This is a genomic window from Xanthomonas citri pv. citri (assembly GCF_000961215.1).
Classification (GTDB): domain Bacteria; phylum Pseudomonadota; class Gammaproteobacteria; order Xanthomonadales; family Xanthomonadaceae; genus Xanthomonas; species Xanthomonas cissicola.
The window spans coordinates 4,056,772-4,075,019 of sequence record NZ_CP008998.1 but is presented as its reverse complement, the minus strand read 5'-3'; the positions used below and the strand labels follow the sequence as shown (position 1 = coordinate 4,075,019).

General features: G+C 66.9%; 12 protein-coding genes. 6 read left to right on the top strand and 6 right to left on the bottom strand.

The annotated features are described in order from the left end of the window. Nucleotides 1–299: 299 nt before the first annotated feature. Nucleotides 300–3,647: a GH92 family glycosyl hydrolase gene (locus AMD14_RS17965; RefSeq protein WP_045714611.1), complete on the bottom strand. Its 3,348-nt coding sequence runs from the start codon at nucleotides 3,645–3,647 to the stop codon at nucleotides 300–302. Nucleotides 3,648–3,957: 310 nt separating this feature from the next. Between AMD14_RS17965 and AMD14_RS17960 the strand changes: the two genes are divergently transcribed. From AMD14_RS17960 to AMD14_RS17950, 3 genes are read left to right on the top strand one after another with little or no spacing between them, the layout of a single operon-like run. After that, a complete protein-coding gene (locus tag AMD14_RS17960) occupies nucleotides 3,958–4,155 on the top strand; it encodes a zinc-finger domain-containing protein (RefSeq protein ID WP_003483377.1) in 198 nt (65 codons plus the stop codon). Between the two features lie 10 nt (nucleotides 4,156–4,165). Then, a complete protein-coding gene (locus AMD14_RS17955) occupies nucleotides 4,166–5,278 on the top strand; it encodes a glycosyltransferase (RefSeq protein WP_011052298.1) in 1,113 nt (370 codons plus the stop codon). Next, a complete protein-coding gene (locus AMD14_RS17950; protein ID WP_011052297.1) occupies nucleotides 5,259–6,590 on the top strand; it encodes an O-antigen ligase family protein in 1,332 nt (443 codons plus the stop codon). The genes AMD14_RS17955 and AMD14_RS17950 overlap by 20 nt, the downstream gene beginning before the upstream one ends. A 90-nt stretch (nucleotides 6,591–6,680) precedes the next feature. Here the strand turns inward: AMD14_RS17950 and AMD14_RS17945 are convergent, their stop codons facing one another. Beyond that, the gene (locus tag AMD14_RS17945; RefSeq protein ID WP_011052296.1) at nucleotides 6,681–7,601 is read right to left on the bottom strand and encodes an LpxL/LpxP family Kdo(2)-lipid IV(A) lauroyl/palmitoleoyl acyltransferase; all 921 of its coding nucleotides are present in this window, start codon (nucleotides 7,599–7,601) and stop codon (nucleotides 6,681–6,683) included. Nucleotides 7,602–7,893: 292 nt separating this feature from the next. Between AMD14_RS17945 and waaA the strand changes: the two genes are divergently transcribed. Further along, a complete protein-coding gene (waaA, locus tag AMD14_RS17940; protein ID WP_003483369.1) occupies nucleotides 7,894–9,210 on the top strand; it encodes a lipid IV(A) 3-deoxy-D-manno-octulosonic acid transferase in 1,317 nt (438 codons plus the stop codon). A 267-nt stretch (nucleotides 9,211–9,477) separates the two neighbouring features. Here the strand turns inward: waaA and AMD14_RS17935 are convergent, their stop codons facing one another. From AMD14_RS17935 to AMD14_RS17925, 3 genes are all read right to left on the bottom strand, one after another. Then, nucleotides 9,478–10,860 (bottom strand): TolC family outer membrane protein, encoded by a 1,383-nt coding sequence (locus AMD14_RS17935; RefSeq protein ID WP_007967744.1) that lies wholly within the window; start codon nucleotides 10,858–10,860, stop codon nucleotides 9,478–9,480. 20 nt (nucleotides 10,861–10,880) lie between these two features. Next, the gene (locus AMD14_RS17930) at nucleotides 10,881–11,537 is read right to left on the bottom strand and encodes a protein-L-isoaspartate O-methyltransferase family protein (RefSeq protein WP_003483366.1); all 657 of its coding nucleotides are present in this window, start codon (nucleotides 11,535–11,537) and stop codon (nucleotides 10,881–10,883) included. 128 nt (nucleotides 11,538–11,665) lie between these two features. Beyond that, nucleotides 11,666–12,319: a TetR/AcrR family transcriptional regulator gene (locus AMD14_RS17925; protein ID WP_003483364.1), complete on the bottom strand. Its 654-nt coding sequence runs from the start codon at nucleotides 12,317–12,319 to the stop codon at nucleotides 11,666–11,668. 216 nt (nucleotides 12,320–12,535) lie between these two features. Between AMD14_RS17925 and AMD14_RS17920 the strand changes: the two genes are divergently transcribed. Further along, nucleotides 12,536–15,538 carry a ligand-binding sensor domain-containing diguanylate cyclase gene (locus AMD14_RS17920; RefSeq protein ID WP_011052295.1) on the top strand — a complete coding sequence of 1,001 codons (3,003 nt, stop codon included), beginning with the start codon at nucleotides 12,536–12,538 and terminating at the stop codon, nucleotides 15,536–15,538. Nucleotides 15,539–15,779: 241 nt separating this feature from the next. Here AMD14_RS17920 and AMD14_RS17915 read toward each other — a convergent pair whose 3' ends face one another. Continuing rightward, nucleotides 15,780–16,664, bottom strand: a complete 885-nt coding sequence (locus AMD14_RS17915) for a LysR family transcriptional regulator (protein WP_015463581.1) — start codon at nucleotides 16,662–16,664, stop codon at nucleotides 15,780–15,782. 120 nt (nucleotides 16,665–16,784) lie between these two features. Between AMD14_RS17915 and leuC the strand changes: the two genes are divergently transcribed. Further along, nucleotides 16,785–18,224 (top strand): 3-isopropylmalate dehydratase large subunit, encoded by a 1,440-nt coding sequence (gene leuC, locus AMD14_RS17910; protein ID WP_011052293.1) that lies wholly within the window; start codon nucleotides 16,785–16,787, stop codon nucleotides 18,222–18,224. Nucleotides 18,225–18,248: the final 24 nt, after the last annotated feature.

Below are 18,248 nucleotides of genomic sequence, written 5' to 3'. Positions count from 1 at the left end.
CTCCAAGCCGTTAGTCGCGATCGCAGCACTGAGCGCCGTACGACGGCGCTTGAAGGCCCCTCTCCCCTGGGGCAAGAAGGTACGGCTTGCGCGCCAATGGCGCGCGTGCATTGGGGCGCCCGCGCCTAGCGCGGGCCGGGGCATGGAGCGGGAGTTGGGGTGAGGGTAAGGCCTGCCCTCGGCACCGAATCGACCTCGAACGCCGAAACCCCAATCCAGGCGCGAGTAAAAACGCGTGCCGCTTCTAGTTTCACCAACACCACTCGCGCCAACGACGTCCAACTTCATTGCGTCTGCGCTCAATCCCCCAGCAACTCGATTTCCGCCAGTTCGGCGCGGGCAGGCATCTTCAGCCGCAGCCGATATTCCGCATATGCACCGGGCGTCGTCATCCGAAACGGACGTGTCTGCAGCGGCCAGGCAAACCGCTCGTCGCTGCGTTGATCGACGATCTTCCATGCACCGCCTGTCTTGCGCCCTTCCAGCGTCCACGCACTGGCGCCGATTGCCGCATTGCCGCTGGTCAAGGTGTACAGCATCGGCGTGCCGCGCTGCAGTCCACTCAAGGTGATGGTGGGCGCACGCGACACCGCTACCACCGTGCCCGCATCGTCGTCGTGCAATGCGGTCGCCTCGCCACCGTCGGCCAACGCAACGTGTGCATCGGTGCCCAGCAGATCGGCCAACGGGGCAGGGCGCTTGCCTGGCGCGGTCAACGACGGCGGCGCATCGTCCGGTGCGCTCCCCCAGCGCGAGGGCGTGGGCCCCATCTCGAAGTCCAGCGTCGCACCCTTGGCGATCGCCGCATGCGGCAACCACGTCTTGCGCCACGGCTTGCCGTTGAGCCTGAGCGATTGCACATACACATTTTCCGGCGAATTCTGCGGCGCATTGACCGTCAGCGTCCCGCCGCCCGGCAAGCGCACGCGCGCCTGCTTGAATAGCGGCGAGCCGATCACATACTCCGGCGCTCCCATCCGCAACGGATACAACCCCAGCGCGGCGAACAGATACCACGCCGACATCTCGCCATTGTCTTCGTCGCCGGCGTAACCCTGGCCGATCTCGCTACCCAGGTACAGGCGCGCCAGGATCTCGCGGGTAATGCGCTGTGTTTTCCACGGCTGTCCGGCATACAGATACATCCATGGAATGTGGTGCGCGGTCTGGTTGCTGTGCGCGTACATGCCCATGCGCACATCGCGCGCTTCGGTCATCTCGTGAATGGTGTTGCCATACGAGCCTGCAAACTGCGTTTGGGCAGTCTCGGGCGTGGAAAAAAACATGTCCAGCTTGGCGGCCAATGCCGCGCGGCCACCGTAGAGCGCAGCCAGGCCTTCGCCATCGTGCGGCGCGGTGAATGCAAACGTCCAGCCGCTGGATTCGGTGTAATCGTTGCCCCACACGCGTGGGTCGTACTGCGCCGCATCCACGCGCCACGTGCCGTCGGGTTTGCGCCCCTGGAAGAAGCCGACCGCCGGATCGAACAATGCCGCATACCCGGCTGCGCGGCGACGAAAATAGAGCGCCTCGGTCGCATAGCGCTCACGCGCTTGCGCGGTGCTGGCCTGGCGGGACAATGCATCGGCCATGTTGGCGATGCCGAAGTCGTTGAGGGCGCCCTCCATCGACCACGACATGCCTTCGTGCGTGTCGGTATCGGTGTAGCCGCGGAAGGTCGAACGCGCCATGCCCTTGCGACCGACATGCCGGTCCGGCGCAACGACCGTGGCGTTTTTCAGTGCAGCGGCGTAGGCCTCGGCCGGGTCGAAGCCTTGCACGCCTTTTCGCCATGCATCAGCAAACGCCACATCCGAACTGGTGCCCACCATCAGGTCTGCATAACCGGGCGACGACCAGCGCGCGATCCAGCCGCCGGCCCGCGATTGCTCGACGAACCCCTGCACCAGGGCGCCGGCATCATCGGGCGCAAAGAGCGCATACGCAGGCCACGCCGTGCGAAACGTATCCCATAGCCCGTTGTTGACGTACACCCGGCCGTCGCGGATCGGTGCGAAGCTGCGCACCGCGCTGCCGTCGATATTGTCGTCCGACCAGCTGTCCTGGCTGGCGTAGCGCCAATCCGGCGCAGTCGCAGTGCCCACGTTTTCATGCGCCGAGTTCGGATACAGGTACAACCGGTACAGGCTGGAATACAGCGTGGTTGCCTGGTCGGCAGTGGCATCGGGCACGTCGAAGCGCCCCAGCAATGCATCCCAGGCATCCTGCGCGCGCGCGGCGACCTGCTCGAAGCTTGCGTCTGCGGCAATCTCCAGTTCCGCATTGTGCTTGGCCTGCTCCACCGAAATCAGCGAAGTGGCAATGCGCATCTGCACCTGTCGCGCGCTGCCGGCATCGAACTTGATCCAGCCGGTCGGGCGGCCGGTGTCGAGCAGGCCGCTGCTGTGCCAGGGCCTATCGAAGCTGGCATAGACGTACATGCGGGTTGCGCCCGTCGACAGACCGCTGCGCACGTCGGTGTAACCGGAGAGTGTCTGGGTCGCCGCATCCAGCTTCAGCCCGGCGCGCGCATCCACGTTGTCGAACAGCAGATTGGCATCGCCCCGCGCCGGGAAGCGAAAACGAAACAGCGCCGCGTGGTCGGTCGGCGCGATCTCGGCATGGATGCCGTTGTCCAGCCGAACGGCGTAGCGATAGGGGCGGGCCTGTTCGTCGTCATGCGAAAACCCCAGTGCACGCTTGCTGCGATCGGCGTCCGGCACGCCGGCAGTGAGCGAGGGCATCACCTGAAACGTCTGCCGGTCGCCCATCCACGGGCTCGGTTGATGGCTGAGCGACAGCGCCTGCAGACGCGGACGATTGTCTGCACCGTTGTGTTCGTTCCAGCGATATAGCCAGGTCAGCGTTCCCGCATCGGTGACCGGCGTCCAGAAGTTGAAACCGTGCGGCACGGCCGTCGCAGGAAAATTATTGCCGCGCGAAAACGTGCCATTGGATTGCGTGCCGCGCGTGGTCAGCACCCGGTCCGAGGGCCGCCCTGGCGTTGCCAGCGGCACCTCGGCAATGGCGATATCGTCGATCCACCCGGCAGCGCGCGCGCCCGCAGGCGGCGCCACTTCCAGTTCGATAGCCACGACACGACGCCTGCGCAGCCCTGGCACATCTCCCAACCGCACCTGCTTGCGCGCCCACTGCTGCGGGTACAGCGTCTTCGACTCGCCTTGCGCCTGCGCACCCAATGCCACGCCGTGTTGATCGCGCGCTGCGCTGGCAGAAACGCGTGTGCCGTCGTCCAGCACCAGGTCCAACGAGACATACGTGGATGCCACATGGTCGTTGCCGACACTTTCCGGCAAGACCATCCATGACAACGTGGTTTGCGTCTGGATCAGCAGATCGGTGGTGAACAACGCACGCCGCCCACCTGCGCCGTTGCTCGCGTAATGCAACGCATGCGCTCCGCTGTAGCCGGCGTCTGGCTTGGCGGCGTAGGGCGCTGCCGGGCCGGCGCCGATGGCAACCTGCACGGGAGTGTCGGTCGCCGGCATCGCTAAGGGCGCGCCGTCCTCGAACGCGCTTGCGAAGTGCGTGGCGCCCATCGCCGGCAGCGCGGCGAGACAGAGCAGGGCAATGGCGATGGCGCGCGGCAGACCACGCGGATGCAGCAGGACAACAGGCAAGGTCACGGGGCAGTGTCTCCTTGGGGCATGTAGCGGCACGTACGTTGGGCCGATGTTGCGCCCGTTACGGTTCACGTCGCCGGTTGGCTAAACGCTGACTCCCGATGATAGGCGGCATGCGCGGTGCGGTGTCGTTGCGCCGCAGCGCTGCCCATTGGCATGCGCTGCATATCGCGGCGTCCGCAGCGGCCTCGGCGATTGCATTGGCAACTCCTGCAATTGACTCCGCGCGGACCTGCACCGCCCGGTCGATGGGCCGATCACCACGCAGGCTGCTAGAATCCGCGCTCTGCCTTTGCCTTCCGATCGCACCGCCATGAGCCAGACCGCCACCGCGCCCGCCAATGCCGAAAAGCGTTACACCGTGCACCGCGGCGACCTGCCGCTGAGCTGCCCGACCCCTGCGATGGCGCTGTGGAACTCGCATCCGCGCGTGTACCTGCCGATCGAAGACGAGCCCAACGGCGAAGCCAAGTGCCCGTATTGCGGCGCGCTGTTCGTTCTCGCCGACTGATACTGGCCGGATGCACCGCCTGACCGTGGTGCAACTGCTGCCGGCACTGCAGTCCGGCGGCGTCGAGCGCTCCACCCTGGAAATCGCTGCCGCGCTGGTGCGCGCCGGTCATCGCGCCGTCGTCGTGTCGGCGGGCGGTCGCCTGGTCCAGCCGTTGCTGGACGCTGGCGGCGAGCATCTCACGCTGGAGATCGGGCGCAAATCGCTGCTGACGCTGCGGCATGTGGCCGGCCTGCGTCGCCTGTTCGCCGAACTCGGGGCCGACATCGTCCACGCGCGTTCGCGGCTGCCGGCCTGGCTGGGCTGGTACGCGCTGCGTGGGATGCCCGAGGCGGCGCGGCCGCGCCTGGTGACCACCGTGCACGGGCTTAATTCGCCCAGCCGCTACAGCGCGGTGATGACCTACGGCGAGCGCGTAATCTGCGTGTCCAAGACGGTGCGCGCGTACGTGTGCATGCACTACCCACAGACCGATCCGGCGCGCCTGCGCACCATCCCGCGTGGGGTGGATATCGCACAGTTCCCGCGCCGGCTGCAGCCGGACCGCCGCGCACGTGCATGGGCACAGACGCTGCTGCCCGGTCTGCCGGCCGATGCACCGCTGCTATTGCTGCCGGGCCGCGGCACGCGCCTGAAGGGGCATGCCGACGGTCTGCAGCTGCTCGCCGACATCCGTGCAGCCGGCGTGCCGGCCTTCCTGTGGTTGCCAGGCGCACGCGAGCCCGGGCGCGAGGCGTATGTGCGGGAGCTGGAGACAGAAGCCGCCAGGCTGGGCGTTGCCGAGGCCGTCGCCCTGACCGAGCCCACCGCCCGCATCGCCGAGGCCTATGCGGCCAGCGATCTGGTGCTGCAGCTTTCGCGCAAGCCGGAAGCCTTCGGCCGCACCGTGGTGGAGGCGCTGTCGGTCGGCCGTCCGGTACTGGGCTGGGCGCATGGCGGCGTGGGCGAACTGCTGGCCGAGTTGCAACCCGGGGGTGCGGTTGCCGCCTTCGATGCCCAGGCCTTATGCACGCAGGCGCTGCAGTTGCTGCAGCGCGCCCCGGCAGCGCCGGCCGTGATCCCCTACACATTGCAGGCCATGCAAACGGCCACTCTGAAGGTCTATGACGAACTCCGCCGCTGAGGCCCTCCCGCGGGCGCCCGTGTTGACGCCCGATGCCGGCCGCTGGGCGCCGCTGTGGGTGATCGTGTTCGTGGCGCTGTGGCCTACGCCCGGCCTGGCCGAAACGGTGTTGTCGCTGGGTGCGTTGTTCGCGGCATACCGCCTGTTGCACGCGCGTTTTCGCGGCGGCACGCGCCTGCTCAGCGGCGCGGCCTGGGCGCTGACCAGCGTGTTGTTCCTGGCGTACTGGTTGCCGCAGATGCTGTCGGCGTTCGACGCGGTGGATGCCGGCCGCGCGCTGCGCAAGTCGGCCACCGATCTGCGCTACCTGCCGTTCATGTGGTTATGCGCCATCGCCGTGGCCAATGCGCAGCGTCGGCGTCGCACCTTTACCGGGCTGGCGGTCATCGGTGGAGTGTGGACGCTGGACGCGCTGCTGCAGGCCGCCTTCGGCACCAGCCCGTTGTTCTTTGGCATCGATCAGATCAAGCAGCTGATCAGCGGCCATGGCCTGTGCACGGCCCAGGAGCTGGCGCTGGTGGACCGGTTGAGCGGCGTGTTGGGCCCCTGCAATCTGAAGTTCGGGCAGACCCTGGCCAGCCTGTCGCCGTTCCTGTTGCTGGCGTTGGGGCGGCGTCATGTCTTGGCCTGGCTTGTCGGTGCGGCGGCGGTTGGCATCGTGTTGGTGTTGGCTGGCTCGCGCGCGTCGTGGATCACCTATGGCGTGATCATGCTGCTGTCGGGTTGGCAGCTGCTGGGCGGGCGTCGTTTGCTGGCTGTGGCGGTGGCCGGCGCACTGTTGGCCGTGGCGGTGGTGGCGGTGGCACCACAAGCGCGCGAGCGCATCCAGCGCACCACGCTGGCGTTCGGCAATGGCGAACAGGGCGTGGACCAGGCTTTGTCCGGGCGCGCCCAGATCTGGGGCGCGGCGCTGTGCATGATCCGCAAGCATCCGCTCGACGGCGTGGGTGCGCGCGGGTTCCGGCAGGCCTATCCGGCCTGCAATCCGGCACCTGGCCAAGCGCCGGCATGGGGCGACGGGCCGGCCTTTCATGCGCATCAGATCGTGCTCGAAATCCTGGCCGAAACCGGCGTGATCGGCTTGCTGCTGTGGCTGGCCGGAGCGGCGCAGGCGTGGCGCGCGTGGCGCTACTCAAGCGTGGTGGCGCGCGAGCAGGCGCGGCCGGCAATGATCGCGCTGGTGGCCACGGTCTTTCCGTTCAACACCCATCTGGCGTTCTATTCCAGCTTCTGGGGCGGGCTGAGCCTGATGCTGGCCGGGCTGTATGCCGGCGCCTTGCTCAACGACGATGCGGACCGCGCGCCGCAGTAACGCGGTGCGTACGGGTGATCGGCACCGCGTCGATGTGCGAGCTTGCAGCGGCAACGCCCACACCTGCTTTGCAGGCGTGCCGGGTCGGCGTCAGCGATAGAACGCGCTACGTCCACCCGGCTGGCGCTTGAAGCGCCGATGGATCCACAGGTACTGGTCCGGCGCTTCGCGCACCATGTCTTCGATCGCGGCATTGACCTGCGTGGTATCGGCGATGACGTCATCGGACGGAATGTCGGCCAACGGTGGCGCGATCTTGAGGATGTAACGGCCACCTTCGCGACGATGGAAGTAGGGCACTACCGCGCAGCCGGTCAACCGCGCCAGCTGATGGGTGGCGGTGATGGTGGAGGCCGGATGTCCGAAGAACGGCACGAACACGGTGTCCTTGCCGCGCATGTCCTGGTCGGGCGCATACCACAGAAAACCGCCGCGCTTGAGATGCTTGATGGTGGCGCGCAGGTCTTCGTTGGCGAACATGTGCGTGGCATAGCGCAAGCGCCCACGCTTGACCGCCCACTCGAACACCGGGTTGCGATGCCGGCGGTACATGCCGGCCAGCGGCACGTGGTCGCAAAGCAGGCGCCCGCACATTTCCAGCGTCATGAAGTGGCCGGACACCAGCAACACGCCGCGCTTTTGCTGTTGCAGTTGCCGCAGATGCTCCAGGCCCTCGATCTGCACGCCAGGTCGAATGGCACCGATGCTGCCCCACCAGGCGCGCGCGAACTCGAACAGGCCCACGCCGAGCGCGTCGAAACTGTCGCGCAACAGCCGCGCTCGCCAGGCATCGTCCTGCTCGGGGAAACACAGTTTGAGGTTGACCTCGGCCGCGCGCCGACGTGTGCCCGCCAGGCGCATCGCAATCCAGCCCACGCCGCGGCCTACTGCACGTTGCAGCGTCCAGGGCAGGCGCCCCGCCACCACCATCACCGCCAGGCCCAGATACATCGGCCAATGCTTGGGGTTGCGCAGGGAAGGGCGGACGGCGACGTTGGCGGACTCGGACATGCGCCAATTCTAGAGCGTGTTATGCACGTTGAGATGAGATGCGTTGGCCGCCAGCGGCGCGGCGCCCGCTCCGCGCCGCTGGCGGCCAACCCTCCGGAAGCGCCCTGTGGCGCACCGATACTGCGTTGCGCGCCTTGCCCAGGCGGCCAGCCTGGGCCGCAGCGCACGCCTCGTCTCGACGCGCCAAAGGGCGCTTCGCACTCACCTCAACGTACATAACACGCTCTAAGGGATTGCAGCCAGCGGGCAGCGTGCACATGCGCACGCACGGACGCTCCCGTATCCTGCACCGATGCGGAAAGATCCGATCGAATGGCTGTTGCGCGGGCTGTACTCGGCGCTGCTCTACTTGTTGTTGCCGGTCACGGTGTACCACCTGGTATGGCGTGGCTTTCGCGTGCGCGAATACTTCAATCGCTGGAACGAGCGCTATGCGTCCTACACGCATGCCTGCGGGCGGCCACGGGTATGGGTGCACGCGGTGTCGGTGGGCGAGGTCAACGCGGCCGCGCCGCTGGTCAACGCGCTACGTGCGCAGCGCCCGGATATCCGTTGGGTCATCACCACCATCACCCCTACCGGCTCCGAGCGCGTGCGCGCGCTGTGGGGCGATGCGGTGGACCATGTGTACCTGCCCTACGACGTACCCGGCAGCGTGGGGCGGTTTCTCGAACACTTCCGCCCGCGCCTTGCGTTGATCCTGGAAACCGAGCTGTGGCCGAACATGTTGTTCGGCTGCCGCGATCGCCAGATTCCGGTGTACATCCTCAATGCGCGGTTGTCGGCGCGTTCGTTGCGCGGCTATCGGTTGCTGGCACCGTTGATCAGTCGTGCGCTGCGCACCGTCACCTGCGTGGCGGCGCAGTCGCAGGACGATGCCGAGCGGTTCGTCACCCTGGGCGCGCGCCCGGATCAGGTGATCGCGTTGGGCAATCTCAAGTTCGATATCGCCGCGCCGGCGCAATTGCAGGCGTTGGTCGCGCAGTTCCGCATGCACGTGCCGGCCACGCGCCCGGTGTGGATCGCCGCCAGCACGCACGAAGGCGAAGAGGCGGCCGTCGCCGATATCCACGCACGTGTGCTGCTGCAATTTCCGGACTTGCTGCTGTTGTGGGCGCCGCGCCATCCCGAGCGCTTTCCCAAGGTCGAGACATTGGCACGCGAGCGCGGTTGGCGCGTTGCCACGCGCAAGACCCAGCAATGGCCGCAGGCAGGCGACAAGGTATTCGTCATCGACACCCTGGGCGAGCTGATGAGCTTCTATGCGTGCGCGCAGGTGGCTTTCGTCGGTGGCAGCTTGCAGCCAATTGGCGGACACAACCTGCTCGAGCCGGCCGCCGTCGGCACGCCGGCAATCACTGGCCCGCATCTGCATAACTTCTCGGAGATTTCGCGGCGCATGCGCCAAGCCGATGCCGTTGCCATCTGCGAGGATGCCGAGTGCGTCTACCAGGCGTTGGCGCGCCTGCTCGCCGACCCCGCACAACGCGAGGCGATGGCCGCTGCGGGCCTGGCGCTGGTCGCCAATGGCAAGGGCGCCGTGACCCGCACATTGGTGCGGATCGCTCCCGATCTGCCGCCGCTGGCGAACGAGGGCGTTGCGGCGTGAGGTTTGTCGCTCGGTGCGTGGCTGCGTGCATGGACGTGCCGCACTCCACCGAGGCCCGCCGCCGGATTGCCGCCTTCGTTGCGTTCAGTGGCGAGAGCGTGCGCCAGGGGGTGAGACGCGCGTGGTTGGATCGCTCGGGTCGGATGCTGCACGCCGGAGTTGCCGGTTCACCGCACCTGCAACAGACCTCACAACAGGTGCGCACGCAGTTGCATCGCGCACAAAAAAAGCGGGCCTGGGCCCGCTTTCTCGTGCATCCCGTGGGTCTTACTGCAACGAACCACTGCCCTGCAGCTTGGATTCGGCGTCCTGCGACAGCAGGCGATTCACATCCTGCAGGTCGGTGATGTCGAGCTTGCCGATGGCCTGGCCCAGCAGCAGGCGGTTCTGCAGGAAGTTGTAACGCGACTGTGCGTAGTTCAGCTGCGCCTGGAACAGCGTGCGCTGGTTCTGCACCACGTCCAGCACGGTGCGCGTGCCGACTTCCAGGCCCACCTGCGAGGCGTCGTAGGCGGCTTGCGCCGACACCACGGCCAGACGGCGGGCTTCCACTTCGCTGATGCCGGCAACGACGGTCTGGTAGGCATTGCGGGTGTTGCGATCCAGCGCGCGCTTCTGCTGCTCGTAGGTGTCCTGCTGGATGTCGCGTTGCGACAATGCCTGGCGCACGGCCGACTGGGTCGCACCGCCGGCAAAGATCGGAATCGTCAGCGTGATGCCGACCGAATCGGTATCGATATTGCGGCCTGCGGTGGTGAAGTTGCCCGCCGCCTCGTCGACCGTTCCCTGGCCACCCCAGCTATTGCTGCGGCCGACATTGGCACCCAGGCTCAGCGTGGGCAGATGGCCGGCACGCGCAGCACTGACCTGCGCCTCGGCAGCGCTGACCTGCAACTGCTGCGCCTTCAGCGCGGGATTGTCGGCGATCGCGGTGGCAACCAGCTGATCCACGTTGCTGTAGGCGGCCGGTACTTCGGGGCGGAACTCATCCGGCAATGCGCGCAAGCCGACCACGGGCTGGCCGGTCAGCTCGGTCAGCGCCTGGTAGTAGTCCTTGAGCGTATTGCGCGCGGTGATGGTGTCTGCACGCGCCTGGTCGTACTGGGCGCGGGCTTCGTGCACGTCGGTGATCGGCGCAAGACCCACTTCCAGACGCTTGTCGGCATAGTCGAACTGCTTCTTTGCGGCCGCTTCGTTGGTCTCGGCTGCCGCCAGCGACTCGATCCCCACCAGCACCTGGAAATACGCCGCCGAGGTGCGGGTGATCAGGTCGTTGTTGGCCGATGCCAGGGTGAAATCCGCAGCCTTGGCCACTTCGCGCTGCGCACGCAGGTTGGAAAACTGCGCCCAGTTGAAAATGGTCTGGCTGCCCTGAATCGCGTACTGGCGCTGCTTGGTCGTGGAGCGGCCATCGACGCCCTCCAGCTCGCGATGCGACTGGGTGTAGCCGGCGCTACCGTCCAGCTGCGGCAACAACGCCGCACGCGCCTGCACCTGACCTTCCCGATTGACCAGACGCGTGGACTCGGCCACGGCCAGCTGCGGATCGCCGTTGCGGGCCATTTCGTAGACCTGCAGCAGGTCGGTGGCGTGCGCAGCCATGGGGGACAGGGCGGCGGCCAGGGCCAGAACGAGGGATCGGCGGATCATCGGGGAAGCTTCCTTGGGAATCAGAATTGGAATCGGGGCGTCGGTGCGGCGCCCTGGAGATAGGCGAGGTCGGTTTCGAACAACGATTCGATGCGCGGGGCGTTGACGTCGCCACGGACCAGGACCGCTTCCATCACCGGATCGTGACCGCGCACGACGAACAGCCGGCCGTTCGGGCGCAACCACTGCAGCCACTGGACGGGCAGCGTGTCGACCGCACCGGTCACGCAGATGGCGTCGAAGCGACGCTCGCTCTGCCAGCCGAAGACGTCGGCGGTTTCGATGCGGACGTTGCTGCCCAGGCCGGTGCGGTCCAGATTGGCGCGTGCGGCCGCGGCCAGCGCCGGGTCGATCTCCAGGCTGAGGACTTCGCGTGCCAGTGCGGCCAGGCAGGCGGTGGCAAAGCCGCTGCCGGTGCCGACTTCCAGGACGTCCTCGCCTGGTTGCAGATCCAGTGCCTGCAACATGCGGCCTTCGACCACCGGCTTCATCATCTTGTGGCCGGCCGACAGCGGAATTTCCACGTCGACATAGGCCAGCGTCCTGTACGCCTCCGGCACGAAGGCTTCGCGCGGCATGCGCGCCAGCACGTCGAGTACGCGCAGGTCCAGCACGTCCCACGGCCGGATCTGCTGCTCGACCATCTTTTCGCGGGCCTGGGTGAAATCGATCGTCATGGTGCGGGTATCCAACGCGGTGGGGCGAACATTTTACCGGTGCGCGAGGCACCTGGCGCATCTAGCATCGCCGCGCGCTGGCATCCGGCGCAGTGCCGGAAGTCATCGCCACCAAAGGCCGGGGGCGCTCAGCGCGGCGCATAGGCCCTCAAAAAGAAGTCCACGCTGGTGTCGATGTGCTCATTGACCTGGGCGCGGGTGGGCTGGCCGTGCAGGCCGCACATCATCAAGGCGTAGAGCTCGCCCTTGAGCAGGCAGAAGAATTGCGAGGCGGCGCGTGCGACGTCCGGGATCTCCAGCTGGCCGTCGGCCACCCGTGCAGACAGGAAATCCGCCAGCGCCCGCTGCGTGCGCTTGGGGCCTGCATCCCAGAACATCTCGCGGATATGCACGTCGCCGGTCCCCGGCGCCATCATCATGCGGTGGGTGGAGATGGCCGATTCGGTGCTGACCATGGCGAAGAACGCATGGGCGATCTCGGTGAGCTGGTCGCGCAATGCGCCCTTGGGCGCGTGATCGAACAGGTCGTCCGGCATCATGTGCTGGCACTGTGCGCGGATCGCCTCGGAAAACAGGCTCTCCTTGTCGCCGAAGTGGCTGTACACGGTCAGTTTGGAGACGCCGGCCTGTGCGGCGATCCCATCCATGCTGACCCCTGCATAGCCCTGCTCCATGAACATGGTGCGGGCGGCACCGAGGATGGCGGCACGCTTTCCAAGATCCTTGGGACGACCAGGGCCGTTGCTCTTGGTCTTGGAATTGAGAGGGGACGAGCTGGACATGCCGTCAATACTAGACCATCGGGTTCTATATTTATACTCGGCGCCGAACCGGTACGTTAACGGTTCCGTCTGCCCGGTTCCCGGTGTCGTGCCGCTCCCGGCAGCTGTCAGGGATCCACCGAAGGCAGCGCAGAAACCCCGGTGATAAATTTGCCGTAGGCCTGCCGGTGCATACGGCAGGTATCTCCAGCAGGCACGGACGAGGGGACCGGGAGCGTGGGAAGGGGCGGTACGCAGGCGCACACAAGCTGCGTTCGCAGCACGTGCGTGCGGCGGATCGGGCAGGCGTGGCTGTGGCTGCTGTGGTGCTGCGCAGTGCTCAACGCCTGGCCGGCCGGCGCGCAGGTGCTCAAACACACCGCCTACCACACCGTCACGCGCTGGAACATGGACGACGGCCTGCCGCACAACCTGGTGCACGCGGTGGCCCAGGGCGAAGACGGGCTGCTCTGGCTGGGTACCTGGGAAGGCGTGGCGCGCTTCAATGGGCGCGACTTCACCGTGTACGACCGCCAGAACACTCCCGGCATCGAGCTGGGCGGGGTATTCGTGGTGGTTCGCGACAGCACGGGCGGCATGCTGTTCGGTACGGCGTTCGACGGTGTCTACCACTATCAGGATGGTCACTGGCAGCAGCTGGGCGATGCGTCGGCGCGGCATCTTGCGGTCAGTGCCCTGCTGCGGCGTGCCGATGGCGCGCTGTGGGTGGGCACGCCGCAGACGCTGTACCGCATCGAGGGCGACGGGCGGGTGGTCGACGTCGGCCGCCAGACCGGCTTGCCGCGTGCGCGCGTCACGGCCCTGTCTGCAGACGAAAGCGGCGACCTGTGGGTTGGCACCGAGGTCGGCCTGTATCGCCTGCCGCGCGATGGCGGCCAGGCTGCGGCCTGGGGCAGGGTGCACGGGATGCGCGATGCGCCGGTGCGGCGGTTGGCCAGCGACCGGCAGGGGGGCCTGTTGGTCGCTGGCAACGACGGCGTGTGGTGGTGGAGCCGCGGCGGTGGCCTGCAGCGTTTCCGCCAGGGCCAACGCGTCGATTCGGTGTTGCTGGACCGCCGTGGGCACCTGTGGATGAGCCTGTCTTCGGGAATGCTGGTGGTGCACAGCGGCCCGAACGACCCGGACGAGCAGATCGCCATCTCCGGTGTCGCCAGCCCGGCGCTGCTGGAAGACGCCGAAGGCCTGATCTGGGTCGGCAGCACCCACGGGCTGTTCCGTATTGCCGAGGGCGCCGCGCATGGTGTCACCCACGACGAAGGCCTGAGTTCGGACTACGTGCGCTGCGTGCTGCAGACCGGCCAGGGCACGGTATGGGTGGGTAACGCCGTCGGCCTGGATCGTTGGCGCGACGGCACCATCAGCCGCGTGTCGCTGTCGCCCAGCGAAGGTGGGCGCGTGCTCGAGCAATCGGTGCTGGCGCTGGCCGATGCTGGCGATGGCGGCGTCTGGGCCGGTACCTATAGCGAGGGCGTGGTGCGTCTGGACGCGCAAGGCCACGTGCTGGTGCGCATCGGCGCGGCCGATGGCCTGCCCTCCATGTCGGTGCGTGCGGTGTTGCCGGACGGCGACGATCTGTGGATCGGCACCACCGCCGGGTTGGTGCGCTGGCGCAATGGCAAGGCGCGTCGCTACACCGCAGCCGATGGCGTACCCGATGGCTCGGTGCAGGTGTTGTACCGCGATGCGCAGGGCATCGTCTGGATCGGCACCGATCGCGGTGTGACCGCGCTGTCGCCGGACGGCAGCACCCGCGCCTGGCTGGGCGAGCAGGATTTCCCGGGGCAGAACGCCTTCGACTTCCTGCGCGATGCCGCTGGCGATGTGTGGATCGCCAGCGATCGCGGCCTGCTGCGGTTGCGCGGCGACAGCTTCCGCGTCTACGACCACCGGGTGGGGCTACCGCGCGACAAGGTGTTTCGGGTGATCGACGACGGCCGTGGCTATTTCTGGTTGTCGAGCAACCACGGGGTGTTCCGCATCGCACGCGATAACTTCGACCAGCTCGATGCGGGCACGCGCGAGCAATTGAGCGTGGAAGTGGTCGACCGCAGCGACGGCATGCCCAGCAACCAGGGCAACGGCAGCAGCGCGCCGGCCGGCTGGCTGACCCGGTCCGGACAGTTGCTGTTCCCCACCGCCGCGGGCCTGGGCGTGATCGACCCGGCCCGCGTGGGCACCTTGCAAGGCCATCGGGTGCCGATCGTCTTCGAGCGTCTGCTGGTCGATGGCATGATGCAGCCGCTCAGTGGCCCGCACCGGCTCGGTGCCGAGACGCGGCGTATCGCGATCGCGTACGCCGGGCTGAATTTCCGCGGCCCGGACAAGGTGCGGTATCGCTATCGGCTGGAAGGCTTCGACCCGGACTGGGTGGATGCCGACAATGCCAGCGAAGCGGTCTACACCAATTTGCCGCCGGGCCGTTTCCGCTTCCGCGTGCAAGCGATGTCGCTACCGGTGGACTGGCGGCAAAACGACCTGCTGGGCGAAGCCAGCCTGGTCATCGAACTGGCGCCGCCGTGGTGGCGCCGGGGCGAAGTGATCGGCCTGGGCATCCTCGCCCTGGCCAGCGTGATCTACGGGTTCTACCTATGGCGGACCGCCAGCTATCGCCTGCGTCAGCGCCAGCTCAATACCGTCATCGACCGGCGCACGCGCGAACTGAGCGACAAGAACCTGGCGCTGCAGCAGGCCAGCCAGGAGCGCGAAGCGTTGATGCGCCAGCTCGAATACCGCGCCAGCCACGATGTGCTGACCGCGCTGCCGAACCGGCGCGAAGCCGAGCGCGTGTTGCAGCAATGGTTCGACGAGGCGCACGCCGGTGGCGCGGCGTTGGCGCTGGCGTTGATGGATATCGATCACTTCAAGCGCATCAACGACGACTACGGCCATGAGGTTGGCGATGCGGTGCTGTCTGCCATCGGCGAGGTGTTGAGCGAGCAGGATCAGGCGCACTGCTTCGCCGCGCGTCACGGCGGCGAAGAGTTCCTGCTGGCGGCCACCGGGCTGGATGCGGTACAGGCGCGCGCGCTGTTCGAGCGCATGCGGCAGCGACTGGCCGACATCGAAGTCGATGCGCAAGGCATGACGGTGCGTTGTACCGCCAGCATGGGCATGGCGATGAGCGAGGAGGCGCCCAGCCGGCGCGAATTGCTGGCGTTGGCCGACCGTCGTCTGTACGAAGCCAAGCGGCAGGGGCGGGATCGCTTGATCGGGCCGTAAGACGTTGCTTAGGCCGTGAACTGCTGGATGCTGGATCGATGCAGCACACGTGTTGTTACGGCGCAGGGGGGGGTGTGGCGAAGAACAATCGCAGCATTGCCGGCCGGGCCGCGGCATCGCCGAGTCAGCAAGCCGCGTATGCATGACGCATCGCACTTCCCATGCGGTCGTGCCGAGATCGACCGGCTGACGTCATCTTTCGCCGACGCGTGCGGCACGCTGCAGACATATCGCCCGCAGCCTACGCCTGCGCCAGATCCGCCTGCCCGTGCAACAACGCCACAAATGCCTGCGCAGCACGCGACAAGGTGCGCCCGCCATGGGTGACGCAACCCAGCTCGCGGGATAACGCGACATCGGCCAGCGGCAGCGCCACGATCTGATGGTCGATCATGCGCTCGGGCAGCACGCTCCACGCCAGGCCCACCGACACCAGCATCTTGATCGTTTCCAGGTAATTGGTGGTCATGCGCAGACTCGGCACCAGACCGCGCTCGGCGAACAGGTTGGCAACGATGCGATGGGTGAAGGTGCCCGGATCGGGCAATACCGCCGGGTGCGTCACCACATCGTCCAGCGACACCGCAGGCAGTGCTGCCAACGGGTGGTCGGGTGCAACCACGAACTGCAAGCGGTCATGCCAGATCGGCTGCGCGCGCAGCGGAGCGCGCGTGTCCGGTGCCAGGGTTGTCACTGCCAGTTCCACCTCCCCGCGCAGCACCGCGGCGTACGCCAACTCCGAATCCAGGAACTGGATGTCCAACGCCGCCTGCGGATGTCGCGTGGCAAAACCGCGCAACAAGGCCGGCAGGCGGTGCAGACCCACATGGTGGCTGGTGGCCAGACTCAAGCGGCCGCCAACGGCTGCGCCCAAATGTTCCAGCACGCGGCGGGTGTCCTGCAGCTCGGCCAGGATGCGTTGCGCGCGCGGCAGCAACGCCTGTCCGGCTTCGGTCAGCACCACCTGCCGGCCCAGGCGATCGAACAGCCGCGCCGACAATTGCGCTTCCAGGAGGGCGATGCGTTTGCTCACCGCTGGCTGGGTCAGGTGCAAGGCCTCGCCGGCTGCCGAAAAGCTGCCGCTCTCGGCGATCGCCACGAAGGCATTGAGGCTCGCCAGGTCCATTGCTATTCCTAAAATTCATTTCTTGAATAAACAATATGAATTTGCGTAATCCAAGGCAAGCTCCTAGCATCGATCTCAGCCAGGTGGGCGCACCTACCATCCGCCACTCGGATTGCCGCGATGACTGCCAGGACCCTGTACGACAAGCTGTGGGAACTGCACGAGGTCACACGCCGTGACGATGGCTCGTCGCTGATCTACATCGACCGCCACATCCTGCACGAAGTGACCTCGCCGCAGGCCTTCGAAGGCCTGCGCCTGGCCGGGCGCAAGCCGTGGCGCATCGACGCCAATATCGCCACGCCCGATCACAACGTGCCGACCACGCGCGCCGAACGCCAGGGCGGGCTGGAGTCGATTTCCGACGAGGTCTCGCGCCTGCAGGTGCAGACGCTGGACGAAAACTGCGACGACTTCGGCATCCTCGAGTTCAAGATGAACGATGCGCGGCAGGGCATCGTGCATGTGGTCGGCCCGGAGCAGGGCGCCACCTTGCCGGGCATGACCGTGGTCTGCGGCGATTCGCATACCTCCACGCATGGCGCGTTCGGCGCGCTGGCGCACGGCATCGGCACCTCCGAGGTCGAGCACGTGCTGGCCACCCAATGCCTGATCGCCAAGAAAATGAAGAACATGCAGGTGCGTGTGGAAGGCACGCTGCCGTTCGGGGTGACCGCCAAGGACATCGTGCTGGCGGTGATCGGCAAGATCGGCACCGCCGGCGGCAACGGGCATGCGCTGGAATTTGCCGGCAGCGCCATTCGGACTCTGTCGATGGAAGGCCGCATGACCATCTGCAACATGGCCATCGAAGCCGGTGCCCGCGTGGGCATGGTGGCGGTGGACGAGAAGACCATTGCCTACGTCAGAGGGCGCCCGTTCGCCCCCAAGGGCGCCCACTGGGATGCGGCGGTGGCGCTCTGGAGCACGCTGGTCTCCGACCCGGACGCGCACTTCGACACCGTGGTGGAGTTGCGTGCCGAAGACATCAAGCCGCAGGTCAGCTGGGGCACTTCGCCGGAAATGGTGCTGGCCATCGATCAGCACGTGCCCGATCCGGCCATCGAGCAGGACCCGACCAAGCGCGATTCGATCGAGCGCGCGCTGAAATACATGGGGCTGAAGGCCAACCAGCCGATCACCGCCATCCGCCTGGATCGCGTGTTCATCGGCTCGTGCACCAATTCGCGCATCGAAGACCTGCGTGCCGCTGCCGCAGTGGCCAAGGGCCGCAAGGTCGCCTCCACCATCAAGCAGGCCTTGGTGGTGCCGGGCTCGGGGCTGGTGAAGGCGCAGGCCGAAGCCGAAGGCCTGGACAAGGTGTTTCTGGATGCCGGCTTCGAATGGCGCGAGCCAGGCTGCTCGATGTGTCTGGCCATGAACCCGGACAAGCTGGGCAGCGGCGAACATTGCGCTTCGACCTCCAACCGCAACTTCGAAGGCCGCCAAGGCGCCGGCGGCCGCACGCATCTGGTCAGCCCGGCGATGGCGGCGGCTGCGGCGGTGAGCGGTCATTTTGTCGATGTACGTGAATTGCAGGGAATCGAGAGTCGGGAATAGAGAATGGCAACGTCCGTCCCGTCT